The 16,619-nt window shown below is 48.9% G+C and carries 14 protein-coding genes; 1 reads left to right on the top strand and 13 read right to left on the bottom strand.

All coding sequences use genetic code 11. From position 1 onward, the window contains the following. Positions 1-122: 122 nt before the first annotated feature. Positions 123-1,082, top strand: coding sequence for a glycoside hydrolase family 5 protein (locus FVR03_RS00835; RefSeq protein ID WP_147919860.1), 960 nt, complete (start codon positions 123-125; stop codon positions 1,080-1,082). A 233-nt stretch (positions 1,083-1,315) separates the two neighbouring features. On the opposite strand, the gene FVR03_RS00840 is transcribed toward FVR03_RS00835, so the two are convergent. The 13 genes from FVR03_RS00840 to FVR03_RS00900 all read right to left on the bottom strand — a co-directional run bounded on the left by FVR03_RS00840 (position 1,316) and on the right by FVR03_RS00900 (position 16,519). After that, on the bottom strand, positions 1,316-2,149 hold the full coding sequence (locus FVR03_RS00840) for an energy transducer TonB (RefSeq protein ID WP_147919861.1): 834 nt from the start codon (positions 2,147-2,149) through the stop codon (positions 1,316-1,318). 3 nt (positions 2,150-2,152) lie between these two features. Then, entirely contained in the window at positions 2,153-2,662 is a 510-nt protein-coding gene (locus FVR03_RS00845) for an ExbD/TolR family protein (protein ID WP_147919862.1), read from the bottom strand. Positions 2,663-3,153: 491 nt separating this feature from the next. Further along, positions 3,154-3,867: a DUF421 domain-containing protein gene (locus FVR03_RS00850; RefSeq protein WP_147919863.1), complete on the bottom strand. Its 714-nt coding sequence runs from the start codon at positions 3,865-3,867 to the stop codon at positions 3,154-3,156. A 199-nt stretch (positions 3,868-4,066) separates the two neighbouring features. Continuing rightward, on the bottom strand, positions 4,067-4,777 hold the full coding sequence (locus tag FVR03_RS00855) for a DUF421 domain-containing protein (protein ID WP_147919864.1): 711 nt from the start codon (positions 4,775-4,777) through the stop codon (positions 4,067-4,069). 378 nt (positions 4,778-5,155) lie between these two features. Further along, on the bottom strand, positions 5,156-5,749 hold the full coding sequence (locus tag FVR03_RS00860; protein ID WP_147919865.1) for a porin family protein: 594 nt from the start codon (positions 5,747-5,749) through the stop codon (positions 5,156-5,158). A 446-nt stretch (positions 5,750-6,195) separates the two neighbouring features. Then, positions 6,196-7,533, bottom strand: coding sequence for an exosortase N (xrtN, locus tag FVR03_RS00865; RefSeq protein WP_147919866.1), 1,338 nt, complete (start codon positions 7,531-7,533; stop codon positions 6,196-6,198). Beyond that, a complete protein-coding gene (locus FVR03_RS00870; RefSeq protein WP_147919867.1) occupies positions 7,533-10,067 on the bottom strand; it encodes an XrtN-dependent VIT domain-containing protein in 2,535 nt (844 codons plus the stop codon). Before FVR03_RS00870 ends, xrtN begins: the two co-directional genes overlap by 1 nt. Before the next feature lie 238 nt (positions 10,068-10,305). Continuing rightward, positions 10,306-11,550, bottom strand: coding sequence for a hypothetical protein (locus FVR03_RS00875; protein ID WP_147919868.1), 1,245 nt, complete (start codon positions 11,548-11,550; stop codon positions 10,306-10,308). Positions 11,551-11,616: 66 nt separating this feature from the next. Beyond that, the gene (locus tag FVR03_RS00880) at positions 11,617-11,925 is read right to left on the bottom strand and encodes a winged helix-turn-helix domain-containing protein (RefSeq protein ID WP_147919869.1); all 309 of its coding nucleotides are present in this window, start codon (positions 11,923-11,925) and stop codon (positions 11,617-11,619) included. Positions 11,926-11,929: 4 nt separating this feature from the next. Continuing rightward, positions 11,930-12,562: a hypothetical protein gene (locus FVR03_RS00885; protein WP_147919870.1), complete on the bottom strand. Its 633-nt coding sequence runs from the start codon at positions 12,560-12,562 to the stop codon at positions 11,930-11,932. A gap of 552 nt (positions 12,563-13,114) precedes the next feature. Further along, positions 13,115-14,014: an SDR family oxidoreductase gene (locus FVR03_RS00890; protein ID WP_147919871.1), complete on the bottom strand. Its 900-nt coding sequence runs from the start codon at positions 14,012-14,014 to the stop codon at positions 13,115-13,117. Between the two features lie 302 nt (positions 14,015-14,316). Further along, positions 14,317-14,763, bottom strand: coding sequence for a peptide-methionine (R)-S-oxide reductase MsrB (msrB, locus tag FVR03_RS00895; protein WP_147919872.1), 447 nt, complete (start codon positions 14,761-14,763; stop codon positions 14,317-14,319). 196 nt (positions 14,764-14,959) lie between these two features. Beyond that, a complete protein-coding gene (locus tag FVR03_RS00900; RefSeq protein WP_147919873.1) occupies positions 14,960-16,519 on the bottom strand; it encodes a protein adenylyltransferase SelO in 1,560 nt (519 codons plus the stop codon). Between the last annotated feature and the right edge of the window lie 100 nt (positions 16,520-16,619).

A 16,619-nucleotide genomic window follows, 5' to 3' on the forward strand; every position in this document is an offset into this window, starting at 1 on the left:
GAAACTTTACATTACCTAGCTAAACTGAAATGCCTGCATTTTGAAAGTACGAGCTACAGACTCGCACTAGCGAAGGAGAAGCAGGCTTGAAGTTGTTCACCTATATATTTAAAACTCAAAAGATGAAGTTAAAATACATCGTTATAGCCTTACTAGTGGCGGCTGTCAGTTTTGCAGCCAATGCACAATCAGTTAAAAAGCACGGGCAGCTACAAGTAAAAGGAACTCAACTGCAAGACCAGCATGGCCAGCCCATTGTGTTGCGTGGCATGAGCTTTGGCTGGCATAATTTCTGGCCCCGCTTTTACACAGCAGGTGCGGTAAAGTGGTTGCGCGACGACTGGAAATGCGGTGTGGTACGAGCCGCCATAGGCGTAGGACCGAAAGATAGCTACCTGGAGAAACCGGAGTGGTCTACTGAGAAGGCAAAAACTGTTATTGATGCTGCCATAAAAGAAGATATGTACGTGATCATAGATTGGCACAGCCACGATATTCACCTGGAGGAGGCCAAAGCTTTTTTCACGGATATGGCTACCACTTATGGCAAAAATCCGCACGTAATTTATGAGGTCTTTAACGAGCCAGATAAAGAGACGTGGGAGGAGGTAAAAGCATATGCCCAGGAAGTGACAAAAACCATTAGGGCCATAGACTCGGATAATATTATACTGGTAGGCACACCACATTGGGACCAGGATGTGCACCTGGCGGCAGATGACCCCATTACCGGCTATGACAACCTCATGTACACACTGCATTTTTATGCCGCTACGCACAAACAAGAACTCCGCGATAAAGGAGATTATGCCCTAAGCAAAGGTCTGCCACTCTTTATATCAGAATCAGCAGGAATGGAGGCTACTGGCGATGGCCCGTTAAACGAAAAGGAATGGCAAACCTGGATTGACTGGGCTGAGAAAAACAAGATCAGCTGGGTTACCTGGTCGGTATCAGATAAAAACGAAACCTGCTCGGTGCTGCTCCCCACAGCTAGCGCAACAGGTGGCTGGAAGACCAAAGACCTCAGAGACTCCGGCATAAAAAGCCGCGAGCTGCTAAGGCGTTATAATAAAAAATAAAGCTACTATAGTCTGCGACTTAACTTATCGGAATTCCGTCTTGTACTGCCATTTTTCATAGGACACTAGACGCAGGACATAGAACACAATATTTTATCTTACTCCTGTTAAAGTAATAAAAATCAACTGTTGATTTCTGATACGTTTTGTCGTCATCTAGAAGAGATTTTGAAATTTAAAAGAAGCGCCACTTGCGACGGCAAATTTCTTTTACCGGCAAGTGGCGCATTCTTTTACTTCAAAGTGTATTTAATCGGGATGTTGTACCGAACAGGTACTGTTCTGCCATTCTGCTTGCCCGGCGCCCACTTGGGCATGCTTTTAATTACGCGTACTGCTTCTTCGTCGCAGCCGGCACCCAAGCCGCGCAGTACTTCAATATCGCTGATCTCGCCGGTTCTGCTGACCACAAAAGATACGTATACCGTACCCTCTATATGTGCCCGAATTGCCTGCTGCGGATATTTAATATTCTTGCTGATGAAGGTAAACATAGCAGCATCTCCACCTGGGAAAGCCGGCATCTGGTCTGCAAAAATAAGTGGCTGCTCTACCACGTCGGTTAATTCGGTTGCTGTGCCCAGGCCATCGGGTATGCCAACATCCGGAATTCCGCCAGCCACTCCCTCTACTGTTCGCGTGCCTGCATCAATAGTGCGTAGCTCATCCACTTCCGGTAGGTCTTCGTCGGTTGTTACCTCGTTTGTTGGCTTTATTACTGGCGTTGTAAACTTTAGTTGTGCCCGTATGGCTGGTTGAGCCTGTGGTGGTGGGGGTGTGGGCGGAATAACTTCTGTTATGGGCGGTGGTGGAGGCGGAATGATATCTATGGGAATTATTCTTCCGTCAGGCACATTAACCAGAACAGTAGAAGTGTCGCCGGCTATAAGTTGGCTGATAAGAGGCATGCTCACCAGCAGCAGAAAAAGGGCAGAGGCTGAGATGGCTGCTTTGGTTATGTGCTGGTTGTAGAGCCGGCGGAGCAGGTACGCACCATAGGCTTTGTTGCGGCCGTCGAACACTATGTCGTCGAGGCTAACGGCTGTAGTAAAATGGGTTGGGTTCATTTTTTATCCTCCTATATGCGTTGTTAAAAATTCCTTTTCGTTTGGCTGCAGGTCTGCCAGGGCGTAACGTTTTGTGGCTGTAATATTTACTTCATCCAGTATATCCACCAGGTTTTTGTAACGCGCATGTTCAGACGCTTTCAGGAGTACCACCAGCTTCTCGTTTTGCTGTACCCGCCCCGACGTCAGTACTTTACGGATGCCATGGGCTGAGAAATCGGTGGTGATAACTTCCGGGTCATCTCCTGGGTAACCAAAATAGTAGTGTATTTTATCATTCTTTCCCAGCACCACTGTCAGGGCATTTTCACCTTTCACCGGCGATTCGCCACCGGGGATGGGCATTTGCAGCTGCATTCGGTTTAGTTTTTGGAAGGTGGTGGTGAGCATAAAAAATGTGAGCAGCAGAAATGCCAGGTCGACCATGGGTGTCATGTCGAGGTGGGCCTGCATTTTTTTTGATCTTCTTTTGCCGCCTCTCCCTGGGCTGCTACTTTCCTGAATCTGTGCCATTGTGTTCTCCTTTCTGGTTTAGTTGAAATCTGGGAGCATCAAGCACTGGCGCCCGTTCCTGCTGCCTCCGTTTAAGGTTAAGATGCAGGCAGAGCCGGAAATGCATAAAGGCTCCAGATATTTTTTTGGAGCGGCAGGATGATCAGGAGGAGGAAGGACTATTTTTTTTGCTAGAAAGTACTGGTAGTTACTGGCTCAGACCCTTGAAGAAAAAATGGTAAAAAAGCTTCTGAAGGCTGTTTTTATTTAAATAATTCGCGGATAAGAAGTTGAAGGAACTGTTATGAGAAGAGATATTTTTGAGGCTTTAATAAGTAGCTTTTTAGCCAAAATAAATTTAGAATCTGAATTATAATCTTGCAAGTATTTATGTCCAGAGCGCCCACTGATGATGAATCTCGCTTACAAAATCCAAGAGGGGATGATAAAGATGGATGCCAGAGCAAACATTTACATTTCGGTACGATTCATGCCTTATAGTTTTTATTACCCTACAGCTCTCCAACCATGTGTGTAAGCACGGCTTCGCTCCACTTTTTGTGACCACAGCAGTCGCATTTCCATTGGGTCGCTTTTTGGGTTGTTACCAGGTAACCGCAAATGTTGCAGGTAAAGTGGTTCTCAGCCTTCTTCTGCTTTTCGCGCATTTCCGTGTCCCATATCGGAATAAGAGACAGGCCTGGGGTAGGGTTGTCGTGTAGGTAGAATGTGAAATCACCGGAGGTTTCGAGGTAAGCGCGCTTTACCTGGCCGAGGTTCGAAATGCCCAGGCTCCTGAGCTCCGCCTGCAGCCTCTCACGCGTTACCCGATTTTCTTTCATAATGTCCAGCTGCATCAGGCCATCAGTTATCAGAACGCTCAAATCCCCGAAGGTAACCGATTCGAACTTTTCGCTTCTGGAGGCAAAATGAGAAATAATGCGCTGTATCACAACCACCACCAGTGCAATTATAATGGCTGGTAGAAGGCCACGTTCGGGTGCCAGTATAGGTACCCCCACAGCAGCTGCCAACGAAACAAGTGCCGACATCTCGAGGTTACTTAATTGCGATGCCATTCGTTTGCCCATCAGGCGCATACACAGCATAATGAGCAGGTATATAAAAAATACCCGAAGCACCACCTCCAGCAGAAATATCCAGGGCAACTCTTCGCCTACTAAAATGCGCATAATATCGGTTATCTGGTAATCCTGTGATTCCATATAAATTCTCTGTTTTTAACTATCTGATCTAAATTTTACCCTTGACCTGCAGAGGCCATTTTTCTCTTCGGAAGGCCAAATTCATTTAAATAATTCTATTCTTTTTTTCAAGGTAAAGTGAAGCTGGTTTACTTAGCCAGTTGCTGTGCTGCTGGCACCCGATGCAGTTCATCTATTATAAATCTGAAAAATTGGGTGGTTAATCGAACTGCTTTTCTTTAACATCCATGGCGTGTACCCAATGGTTGTCATCGCAATTGTTGCAGGTTTGGTCCGGTTCGTTTTCGGCCTCAATGGTATTTCCGCATCTAAAGCAGGAGAAGTGACCGTCGGCTTTAGGCTGTTCCTCCCAGAGCTTTTTATCCTGCTGTGGTAGTATGCTTAAGCCAGGTTTTATGTTTTCGTGTTTGAATATGCTGAAATGGCCGCATGCCTCGAAGTAAACCCGCTCCAGCTGACCCAGGTGCTGCACCTTTTGTTTGCGGAGCTGGCTAAAAACCTGCTCGCGCGTGACATTCGATTTATCAAAAGCCTTCATTTGCAGGCAACCGTCTTTAATGATCAGGCTCACCTCACCCTGGGTTATGGCTTCTACTTTACCGTTGTTAAAAGCCCAGAGGTTTAGCCCCCGCTGAAAGGCGATGGTGCAGAGCAGCGCTACAAAAGTGGGCAGAATGCCTCTTTCGGTTATCTGCATGGGCACCGAAACAATGGCACCAAGAGTAATCATCACGGCCATTTCTGTTATGGTCATTTGAGCGTTCATGCGCTTGCCGAGCAGCCGCAGCACTGCATAAAGCAAAAGGTAAATCAGGACGGTACGCACAAAAACCTCCACCAGAAAAAGCCACGGGTTTTCGCCGGTTAAAATGCGTTCCAGATCCGAAATATTGATGTCATTTTTTTCCATTATGTATCTATGTCAGCATAATCAAAACTTTCCGTTTCTCCTGAAGAGGCAGGGGCAGCCCGAGCAAATGCCAGCTGAGAAAGAGGTACTGCCAGGCCTCATCTTTCAGCATGATTTGCTGCCGCTGCAAATGTTAAACACAGTTGCAGGCCCCAACAAGCCATTTTATACGAAAGATTCAGCTCCTGAAGGTTGCAAAAATAAATTTAAGTATAAACACAGATGTTGCTACGTGTTTTTATCTGAGTACCATTTTACCCGTGTCAAAAATGCGCTCTACAAGAAAAACAAAGAGAAGTAAAGCCTGGAGACTGGAAGAAACAAAAAGAAGCACCTCGCCAAGACGAGGTGCTTCCGGTTCAAACTATTTTAAATGCCTTACCTGTTGGCTCTGCCGGGCAGGTAAATCTGGAAACCAAGACCAAGCGAGAGGCCGGAGGTGCTGTTGCCGGTATTAATATCGGCGCTGGTTCTGGTGTAGCCGAGTATTGCTTCGAGTGCCACGTTACTGGCTACAAAATGCGCATACCCGCCGCGCAAGCCCCACACTCCCGAGAAAATGGCATCGTCATTACTGTCTTTCAGCGAGCTGCCCGCAATACCTGCAATGGCTTCTCCAAACCAGCGGTGAGTAGGAGCGGCACCTTCCGGAAAGTAGTAGCGCACAAAAGGAGTAAGGCCGTATCTGAAAATTTCGCCGCCATCGTAAATCTGCAACCCTAATTGCGCTTCGGCACCAATAGCCGCGTTATCGCTTATAAAATAACCAGCTCGCGGGTTCAGGTCAATCTGGAAATTATCAGACTTGAAATTAAAGCCCAGGTTGCCCACATTAGCGCCTACCATCCAGTTGCCTTGCTGAATAGCCTCTGAGGCTACAGGTGCAGTTGTCTGTGGTCTTGGAAGATCCTGTGCAATAACGGAAGCTGCGAAAAATAGGATTGATGAGGTGAGTACAAAAAATCTTTTCATAGTTTCATGTGGTTATGGTTCAACAAATAATGCACCTTCCTGTATGGAAAGTTGTATTATTATAAACGCCAAATACTAGTATTAGTTTTTTGTTTTTAAAAAATAAAATATTGATTCATAAATAGTTAGTATTTTAAAAAAGCCAAATCAGGCAATCTACCAAGCTTATACTCAGCAAATTAAGTTCTAAATTAAGTTTACCTTTTAAGGATTAATTATAGGATAAAGCAAAAGCGAAAAGCTTCAGGAAGTGTAGCAGAAGCTGTGAATAATACAAATAGCCAGGCAGCTTGTCTTTGAGTAGAAGTTTAGGTATTATGTTATATTATAAATTTTCCTTTAATGTCTCAAGCCTGGTAGTTAGAATATATCATAAAACTGTACAATTATTCTCTGAAGAACCTGGTCAAAACGCTAGTCCGGTAGCAGGGTAATAGTAGCCGTGGCTATGGACGAGATTTTTGCAGCAATTGCTCTGCCAGCGGAAGTAACTGCTGCTCCTGTGCCACTGTAATGTTCACCATGGCAAAGGCAGCCTCGCCACGTACCATGCGCCAGCGCCAGTCCCATTGGTCAACGGTTTGGTGCCTGCCGTTATCCATCCACCAGGCGGTATACAGCTTTTCTTCTGCCTGGTGCAGCTCTCCCACAAAGAGGGTTCTAGTGCCTACCTGCACCTGCCGCACTTTCCGGAAGAGGTAGCCACTGCCTTCCCAGCAGATGAGCGGATGGTGTTCTGTTGCGTAAAATGCGCGGATCGGCTTTACATACACCAGCGCCTCCTGGTTTACAAATTTCTGCACACCTCCTGGCAAAGCCTCTTCTGTAAATCCGGTAAAGGCCTGCAAACTGGCATTTTTTTCGGCTAGTGGTTTTTTGCCTACCTGTATGCCCGCTGCCAGCAACGAGAGCACCAGGCAACTGTTAACACAGGCAATTATTCTAATGGAATAAGCCTTCCGAAGCGTTTTAGGTAATTTTTTGTCAAGGATAGCAAACCTGCTTTGGCAGCGGCTCGCTACCAGGTAATAAGGCAAAACGGCATAGAGTAGGAGGCACAGCAGCCCCATGGTGTCGTGCAGCGGGTTATCGGGCAGAATCCGGAAAAGGACGAGCAGCAAGATCCGGAGCAGGTTGCTGACCAGGTTCAGCAGCAGCATAAACCCCAGCAGGAGCAGCGCGAGCAAGGCAGGCAAGCGCCGTCCGGTTTTTTTCTGCAGATGCGCCAGTACAAATACAGCCAGCAACAACGACACCGCCAGCATAGAAAGCCCCGCACAAGCCGGATCAACAGAAAACTCCTGCCCCTCCAGCACAATAATATTGCCGGCAGCCTCGGCTGGCAGGTGCACAAGTTGCAAGAGGTTGGTGGCTGCTTCGGTTAGTTGCAACCGAAGCGGGAAGCTCAGCACCTGTGCCACATAGCTGAAAATAGGAGAGCCGAGCAGCAACACCAGCAGCGGGTAAAGACCAACCTGGCCCCGCCAGCTCCCCAGGCTCCACCACAACGCCAGCACCCAGGCAAAATAGTACACAGTGCCTGCCTGGGTATAAGCCGCCAAACCTGCCAGGGCAAAAGAGAGTATACCTGCTACCCATGACACCTGCTGCCCCTCATTTTGCTGCATCACGAGGGGCAGCAGGCCAAGGGCCAGCAGCCAGGGCATGTCCCAGAGCAGGTACTTTTTCAGGAAAAGGAAGGCCAGCAGCAGGTAAGCAGCAATTAGTACTGCACCTGCTGCTCCATGACCCAGCACACTTTGCGGTAGGTTCTTTAGCTGCATTAGCGAACCAGGTAAGGTTTAAGCGTCAGGCTGGCTACCAGCAGCACAAACAGCACGATCAGTACCCACTCCTCCGGTTCCGGCACCGCCCCCGACGATTTTATGGAAGCATTTCCCAGGGTGTCTTTGCTTTTCTCTATGCCGAAGCGGTCGTAATCTGCCTGCGTCTCCAGCACAACCAAACTCGAAACCGGACTCACGATGTTTGCCATACGGGCCTCCTCCAGGTGCTGCTCCTCTATATAATCTTTCCTGAAATAGTTGGCTCCTATCTGTTGCAGCAAGTGGTTGTAAGAGAACAGCCGCAGAAGGTGGTCCGGAGCGGCAGCACCTGTAGCAGCAGGAGCCAGGGTAGTAGCAGCAGTTTTAATTATGTTCACCCCGGCTGCTCCCATTGTAACAACCTCTCCTGCAGGCGCTGTAATGGAGAAGATTTTACGACGAAGCTGCTCCTGTAGCGCCTCTGTAGTGCCGGTGTTGAGCTGTAGTAGCTGCAGCTCTTTCAGGGTTTTGAGGTAAGGGGAGAGGTGCTGGCCCAAATGGAAGGTTCTGATAAAGGTGCCTTGAGAGAGGTTTTCTGCTAACAGCTCGCTAAACCGGCTGCCTTTCAGGTCTTTCAGGTTAGGGGAACTGCCGGTGCTTTTGCTGATGAGGAGCGCCTGCTCCGGCTTCCGGATAAGGTGCAGCGGGAACAGCGAATAACTCCGGTGCAGCAGCCGGTCCAGTGTCGGGTCCAGGTTTTGCGGTGTAAGCCTCACCATTTCGCCATCGTGCACATATACCTTTTTATGTTTTACAGCTTCCCATACGGCAGTAGCTTCAGCAGGTGTCCAGGCGGCATTCAGGTCGAGGTAAATACGGTCCGGCTCGAAGTTCTCTGTAGTTACACGTTGTGGCGCGAGGTGGTAGCGGTAGCCGTTCCAGGTAAAGGCGGCTGTGCTGAAGGCAGGAGCTGCCAGTGTAAGTTGCCAGCTGTGGCGGTAGGAACCGTGGTAGCGGTGCTCCAGTGGCTTTTGCTCTTTAAAACCCGCCGGTAAGTCGAGGGCTGTGGCTGGCGCTTGCAGGTAAACGAGGGCAGTTTCCGGAGCACCAGCAGCTGATGGGCCGCTGAAGTAAATGTTCTCGTACACTAACTTCCCATTTTCTGATTGCAACGGCGAGGTAATTCCAATTTTAAACTGCCTGTCTTCGGTAGGGGTGCACGGAAAAATACGAACCGAAACCGTGTTGCCCTCCTGCCAGTGCACCACCGACGGGTCGCGCTTCTCGTGACCCACAATGGTGGTGTAGGCGCTGTCGGCTTTGCTCTGGGTGGTAAGGGCTGCTTTTTCTTCTGTGCCGTTTACCCATAGCGAGAGCGAGGTTACGACACTTCCTTCGGGCAGATGAAACGTGTAGATGGCTTCCTGCTGGTTCCAGTTGCCGGGGTGGCTGTTCCTGATGTTCAGAACTTTTTCGGTGTAGCTCAGCCGGAACTGTGGGTAGAGCCGCACTTGTGTCAGCACCTGGGAGGTGTGCAGGTGGAGGCCGCTCCAAAGCCTTTGCTGCGCCTGGTGGCGGGCATCGTACAGGCTCTCCAGTATCTTTACGCGCTCATCTGCCTGTAAGGCTGGTTTACCAAACAGTAAAGAGGCGATCATCACAAAAGGGTCGTGGCGCTTTAGCTCATCGAAGTTGGTGGAAGGTAAATCCCAGCCGCTGAAATGATCGGATGGCACCTGGTACACCAGGTTCGACTTAATTAACCTTTCGGTGATGTAGTCTGGTGGCAACTGCTGACTGATGCTCACCCAGCGCGGCAGTTCTGTGTTATCTTCTATAATGTATTCGTGTTGCAGCTGGCTTACCAGGTCGTTCCGCTCCTGCCACTGCCCCAGAAAATGAACCAGGAACAGGAGGGGGAGCAGGGCACCTCCGCCGAAGCTATACAAATAACGGCCGTCTTCTCTATAGGCTTTTAGGGCTACCAGCACCAGGCAAACAAGTACCTGCAGAGGCACCAGCACGTGCAACCCGATACCGATGAAGAATGCACCAATAACCCCGATCAGGTAAAACGGCAACAGGTAAAGGCTGTAGTACAACATCAGCATGCTGCCGGCTCCGAGCCAGAACAGTAGCAGATGCCGTGCCGTTACAGGCAGGTTCTCCCTGAACGTATAGCCTACCATGGCAACTCCTAGGGTAATCAAGTACAGGTCAAGCCACTGCACAGAATCCTGGAAAATAGGAATTTCGCGGTTAAGGGAGAAGCAGCTGATGAGGGCGAGCACCAGGAACTGGAACAGGTGCTCCGGCTTAAAACCTGGCGAGGTGAATTTGCAGTGGCCGCGCACAATCAGGATGACCAGAAACCCGGAGGCCAGGCAATAATTGAACATAAAGATGCCAAACAGCTCCACATTTTTTGGCAACATGTTCCACTCCGGCAGCAGGTATAGGAGTAGCGAGAGCAGGACAAAACCTGTGCCTGTCAGCTGATCAGCAGGCCATTTGGCCACGTGTGCTTTTTTCTGAATGATTTCTAGTTTCATGTTTAAAGTACTTTGGTTTTCAAAGTGAATGAGTAAAAAAATATTTTAAATTTGAGGGTATTGCCGGAAAGCGCGTGCTACCCTGGAGGTCTATAAGGCCTATTGGCCTTTGGAAGGCCTTTTTCATTAGCATAATTTGATGTTCATTCTCTAAAAAAGGCTAAAGGGCTTGTCGTGTAAACTAAAGAAGCAGAGGGTGATGCTATAGCCAGGCTCACGTAAGGCATGACTTGAGCTATCAAGCGAACTTGAACAGCAGCGGAAAGAGAAAAGTAACGATGATGATCCAGAGTGTGTACAGCGGCAGGAAATTAGCGATGCTGTTGCCCACATCAGAAATAGGAGCTTTCTTACACGCAACCCTGAATAACTTACCTGTTACAAGCAGCAGATTCAGCAAGATAAGTAAATTACCACCAAGCACGGCTATCCGGTTTGGGGTAACGCCCCACTCCGTAATCCGGAAAAGAATGGCTGACAAGGCGATGCCATTAACAACCACAGTTAGGGCTGCCAACAGCAATAGCACGATGGTTGTTGCCTGGCTGGCAGTAACCCTTGAGGTTTCTGCCACAGAAAAGAGAATAATCGCCATAACACCGATCAGCAGTGCGTTAAATAGGAGCAGGAACTCCCGGTCGTTGTAAGGGTCTTTGCCGGAGTACAGGATGGCCACCAGGTACACCACCAGCGTTACCAGCACCAGCGGGCTAAAGAGTTTGGCAATTACCGGCGATACCTTGTTTACCAGCTGCGGATTAGTTTGCGTGAGGTAAGTGCCGATAATAGGTATGGCCGCCAAACCGAAAATGACTACGTACTCAAAATAAAAATTTTCTATTTGAAGGCCTATTAATGAGAAAAGCCCGATGGTAATGCCTGTGAGCATTACGCCGGCAATGGTGAGCAGAGCAGCCATAACCAGCAGGTCCCCGTTGTACCGTAAGTAAGATAGCCTTGCCTCAGGCTTGCGCCATTCTTTTCCGGCATAAGCCACACCTAATACAAACCACAGGAACAACAGCAGGTGTATGCACGACAACAGCAGCGTATCGCTGTTCTTAGTGTCGGGGAGTAGGTTAATAAAAACAAGGGCAAGGCTGGTGGCAAGGCCCAGAAGCAGGACCTGCTGAAGAGGCAATTTATTTTTCCAGGCAAAATAGGCTGCCAGAAAAGGGAAAACGATAAAGCCAATATGGCGAGGGTAAAAGTACTCTTCCGATAGGTCGAATATGGCAGGAAACTTAGCTGCCAAACCTGCCCCCAAGGCAATTACCAACACCACCACCAGTTCTCTGCCCGATCCCCAGGAGATGTCTTCGGAAGGATAGTGTAAGCGCTCGTACCAGTAGTCTGCCACTGGAACCTGGCCGAGTTCAGGGTAAAGGCTGCTAAAGGCTTTCCTGAAGTCCTGCTTGTTCTCACGGTATAATTTTTCCAGTTCCCGCGGATTTTCGAGGTTGTTGCGTATGAGCTCTTTCATTTTATTTCGAATATAAATTTGAGTTAAAGTACTTTGGTTTTCAAAGTAAAAAGTCAAAAAAAAAGATTACTCGTTGTTTCTGTTGTTTAAAATCAGCTGCTCCAGCGCATCGAGGTGCTCCTTAAAAGCGCTTTTTCCTGCTTCGGTTGCCTGGTAGGTTGTATTAGGCTTTCGCCCTACAAATTGTTTTTCAACGCGCAGGTAATTTGCTTCTTCCAGGGCACGCAGGTGGCTGGCCAGGTTGCCATCGGTGAGTTGCAGTGTTTCTTTCAGGGTGTTAAAGTCCACGCGCTCCTCTACCATCAGCACCGACATAATGCCGAGCCTGGCCCTGCTTTCGAAGGCTTTATTTATATTTTCGAGATATTCTTTCACCCTGTTAGCTTAAATGGCGCTCGTACTTAAAGTACATAATGGTGCCGTACAGTATATGGAGCACCCCAAACCCGATGGTCCAGGAAAGGAGGCCGTACCCGATAAAAAAGCACGCCACCAGCCCCAGAGCTATCTCGCAAAGCCCCAGATACCGGATGTCGCTCAGGGTGTATTTGCTGCCGTTAATAAGCGCCAACCCATAAAACACGAGCATGGCAGGTGCTACCAGGTAAATAATGCCGTGGTAGAGCAGCACAGCACAAAACAAACCTCCTACACCCAACGGAATAGCCAGGTTCAGGAGCAGGCGCTGCACTTTCGTGTCCCAGACTGGCTGCTTTTGTTGTCGCGCCTTGCGGGTTGTGAAATAAATGGCAGCTGCAATAGCCAGCACCATCACCAGCAGCGCCACCGATACCAAAAAGATGATGACCTCTGTATTTAACCCGGAAGCAATAGCAGTACGGTACTTGATGTTATGCGTGCTCAGGTACCATTTTACAACAGCTGCACCTGCCAGGGCAAAAATACCAGCAAAAACCCCGGCCAGCCCACTTAAGGAGATAAAGCGGCTGGAACGGTCCATAATGTTCCGGATTTCCTGTAAGGTAGCGAGGTGCTCGTGCTGCTGATTCATATAAAGTACTTTGTGGTTCAAAGTTAAAATTTGTTTTTGAATTTGCAAGCAGCATGTATGTTAATTTTTTACAGATCAGTAGGGTCGGGATAGTTCAAAGGTTGAGAGCTAATAAGCTGCCACAGGTCCTGAAGATGCTCGCAGGAGCTGTATACCTTGCGAAGTTATAGTGCAGAGTTGTATCTATTTACATTTCGTACGCGATGTTAATTTCTCTTAAGTTCTGTGAAGAGAGTTAAAGTGGTATACCCTTGGCAAATTTCTGATGGGAAACCTTCGGAAGGCTGTTTCTATTGAAATAATTGGAGTGTAACATGTAAAGGGGCTTTTATTTAAGAGTTTACCGGACTGCTGCCGCGAGCTGAGAGTCTAACATTATTCTATCTCTTTTGCAATTTATAATAAATCGCATTACCCGGTTCTAGCCTTTGCAAGAGCCAATTTGCATGGCGATTGGCTCTTGCAAAGGCTAGAAGTTCAAGTAAAGGAACAGTGACCGGAAAGGTAAATACAGCAGCTGGAGGCAGTGCCGTATTTGATGCTCTTGTAAGCTTAAATAGTTGGTGAGCCGCCTGTTACCTGCACTGTAGAACCAGTCATATAACTGGAATCCTGAGAGGCTAAAAGTACATAAACAGGTGCCAGCTCTGCCGGCTGCCCTGCACGTTTCAGTGGCACGTTTTCGCCAAACGACTTCACTTGTTCAGCTGGCATGGTAGACGGGATAAGTGGCGTCCAGACGGGACCCGGGGCTACGCAGTTTACCCGTATGCCTTTATCAGCGAGCAACTGCGCGAGGTTGGCACTGAAGTTCTGAATAGCGCCTTTTGTAGCGGCATATGCCAGTAAGATCGGCTTTGGCTGGTAAGCATTAACGGAGGTTGTGTTTACGATGGTGCTGCCGGGTTTCATGTGTGGCTCTGCTGCTTTGCAGAGGTAGAACATGGCGTGAATATTTGTACGGAAGGTGTGGTCCCACTCATCGCTCGGAATGTCCTGCAACGACTCCCTCGACATCTGGAAAGCAGCGTTGTTGACAAGGATGTCTATCTGGCCGAATTCGTCTACAGCCCGCTGTACAATTTTTTTGCAATGGTCTTCCTCGCTAATATCGCCTGGAACCAGCACCGCTTTCTGACCAGCTTCTTCTATATATTTGGCAGTTTCTTTTGCGTCTTCGTCTTCGCTCAGGTAGGAGATCAGCACATCGGCTCCTTCGCGGGCAAAGGCAATGGCTACTGCCCGGCCAATACCGGAGTCGCCGCCGGTAATAATGGCCTTACGACCAACCAACTTGCCGGAACCTTTATAGCTTTTCTCGCCATGGTCTGCCTTCGGAGACATTTCCTCTTCGGTGCCAGGCACCTCCTGCTTCTGCTGCGGATAAGGCGGTTTCGCATACTGCTCCTTCGGGTCCTGCATGTTCGACTTTGCTTCTTCTTGTTTGCTCATAGTTTGTTAGGTTTTTAGTTACACGGTTTCTTTTACGGTTAAAGGAAAGCCATAGCCGCCAGACCCGTTATAAATTTTAATCTGCGTTTGTCTTTGAAGGCCAGAAATTATTTTGCGAACAGCGCTAAGCGCTATCTGACTTAAACAGCCCCATCAGCTGCTTCATGATGGAATGGCACAGATAAAAAATCAAATACTCATTCACTCTATCACTCATTTATAATGAACAAGTGCTTAAGCTGACCAGATTATTTAAATGAAAATGCCCTTCAGAAGCTTTTTTATCTTAAAAAGGTCAAGGGTTAAAGGGTGGTTAGCCTTATAAGACTCTCAGAGTTTATACAGTAGCGAAGCGCTGCTGGTGCCGGGCCATCATGAAACACATGTCCCAGATGACCGTCGCAGACGTTGCACCTGACTTCGATTCTATTCATGTGATGGCTGTTATCGAAAGTATAGCTGATGGCATTTTTTGCAATAGGCTGTTTAAAGCTGGGCCACCCTGAAATAGCATGATATTTTTCGGTAGCATCGAAGAGCAGGCTTCCGCAGCCAGCGCAGGCATAGGTGCCGGGTTCGTAGGAGCGGCAATAGCTGTTTCGGTAAGGTGGCTCCGTGCCCTTTTCTCGCAGCACATGGAACTGAGCCGGGGTCAGCTGTTGCCGCCATTCATCCTCCGTTTTTTCTAGTCGTCGGGCAGGTTCCGGATTGCTATATGTAGCGTATTTTATTACATCGATCCAGCGCATCTTGTGGTGAAATGTTCCGGGTTAAACTCCTGAAACGAAGCGCTTCTGATGCGGGTTCTTCTGCTGCTTTAGGTTATTTAAAAGTAACTAAGCAAAAATTTCAGGTGAAGGTTTAATACAACAGCCTCTCCTCTTCCGCAGAGAGGCTGTTGTAGGGCCACTATCTTTGTCTGCTCCTTCTAAAGCAGAGAGTTTATCAGGAACTGCAGGAGAGCATGGAGCAGCCTGCTTTACTGGTGGCCCAGTCTGGGCGTTTGACAAAGAACTTATCGTGGTCCGTGGAATAGGGTGTTTTAATGGCTTCTTGTAATTGCAGGAAAAGCGTGTTTTCTCCTTTTTCGAGTTCCTCTATGGCCAGCGACAGCAGGTAGTTCCGCAGCACAAACCGCGGGTTGTGCTCGCGCATCCGCTGCTGCGATTCTTCACGGGAGCAGGTGTTCTGCTGTATGCGGGCTATATACTCTTTTAGTACACCAGCGAGCAAAGTTGCCTGCGCCTCTGTGAGCGGAGTATAATAGCTTTCGCTGAAGTAGGCGGTTAGTTCCTGCTCATCTGTGAGGTGGAGAGGCAGGTCTATGAGCAGCTGGTAAAAAATGGTCATGTCTGGTTTCAGGGCCGCCAGTGTCTCGTCGAACTTTGTGACAAGGGAGATGTCCTCTGCCTTCACCTGGTCCAGGCCTAGCTTATTTCCCATCATCTTAAGGTAATAGGCAGAGTAGATGTCGGCATACGCTTCCAGCTCTTTTACCAGCTCCTCGGTGCCACTAAAAAGGGGGGCAATGGCACTTGCAAAGCAACCCAGGTTCCAGTAAGCCACCGAAGCCTGCTTGCCAAAGGCATAGCGGCGGCCCGGCAAGTCGGTGGTGTTCGGAGTGAAATTCAGGTCATAATCGTCTACGAAAGAGTAAGGGCCGTAGTCAATCGTCAGGCCCAGCACAGACATGTTATCGGTGTTCATTACGCCGTGCACAAAGCCTACCCGCAGCCACTCCACCATCAGGCTGGCGGTGCGGTCGCGTACTTCCCTGAACCACTGCAGGTACTTATCTTCGCCTTGCAAATGCGGATAATAGCGACTAATGGTCCAGTCGGCGAGCTGGCGCAGGTGCTGGTTTTCTCGTCTGGAGGCCAGCAGCTCAAAATTACCGAAACGCAAAAAACTAGGGGCTACCCGCATAACAATGGCTCCAGGCTCGTAGGCGGGGTTTCCGTTGTAGAACATATCGCGCAATACCTGGTCGCCTGTCGTAACCAGGCTGAGGGCGCGGGTGGTAGGCACGCCCAGGTAGTGCATGGCCTCGCTCATCAGGTACTCGCGCACCGAAGACCGAAGCACAGCCCTGCCATCGGCACGGCGGGAGTAGGGGGTGCGGCCGGCACCTTTCAGCTGCAGCTCCCAGGAGGTACCTGCAGTTGTTTGCCACTCTCCGAGCGTTATGGCGCGCCCGTCGCCGAGTTGCCCCGCCCAGTTACCGAACTGATGACCGGCATAACAGGCAGCATAAGGTTGCATAGTCGGTGCCACATAATTTCCGCCCAGAATGGCTACATCGTTTGGATGATTTGGTTTTTGTATGCCCAGCTCGTTTGCCAGCTCCTCCGACCATGCCAGCAGCGAAGGGTTGGCTACTGGCGTGGGCATGGCTTTGCTATACAGCACACCGGGTGTCTGGCGAGGTGACAGGTTCCCGCTATCATCGCCGGGGAAACTGTTTACAAATTCATTTTTATATTCTTTTGAGCTTAGGCTCTTCATAATATTCTGGTTTAGTACTAAAAAGGAATTTTCAGTAAAGGCAACGCCTCTTCCGATAGTTTTTAACAAACTTCAGGCACAATTGGTTGGTTTCAGTTAA

Origin of the sequence: Pontibacter qinzhouensis (assembly GCF_008017455.1) — a bacterium.
In the GTDB taxonomy this organism is placed as follows: Bacteria; Bacteroidota; Bacteroidia; order Cytophagales; family Hymenobacteraceae; genus Pontibacter; species Pontibacter qinzhouensis.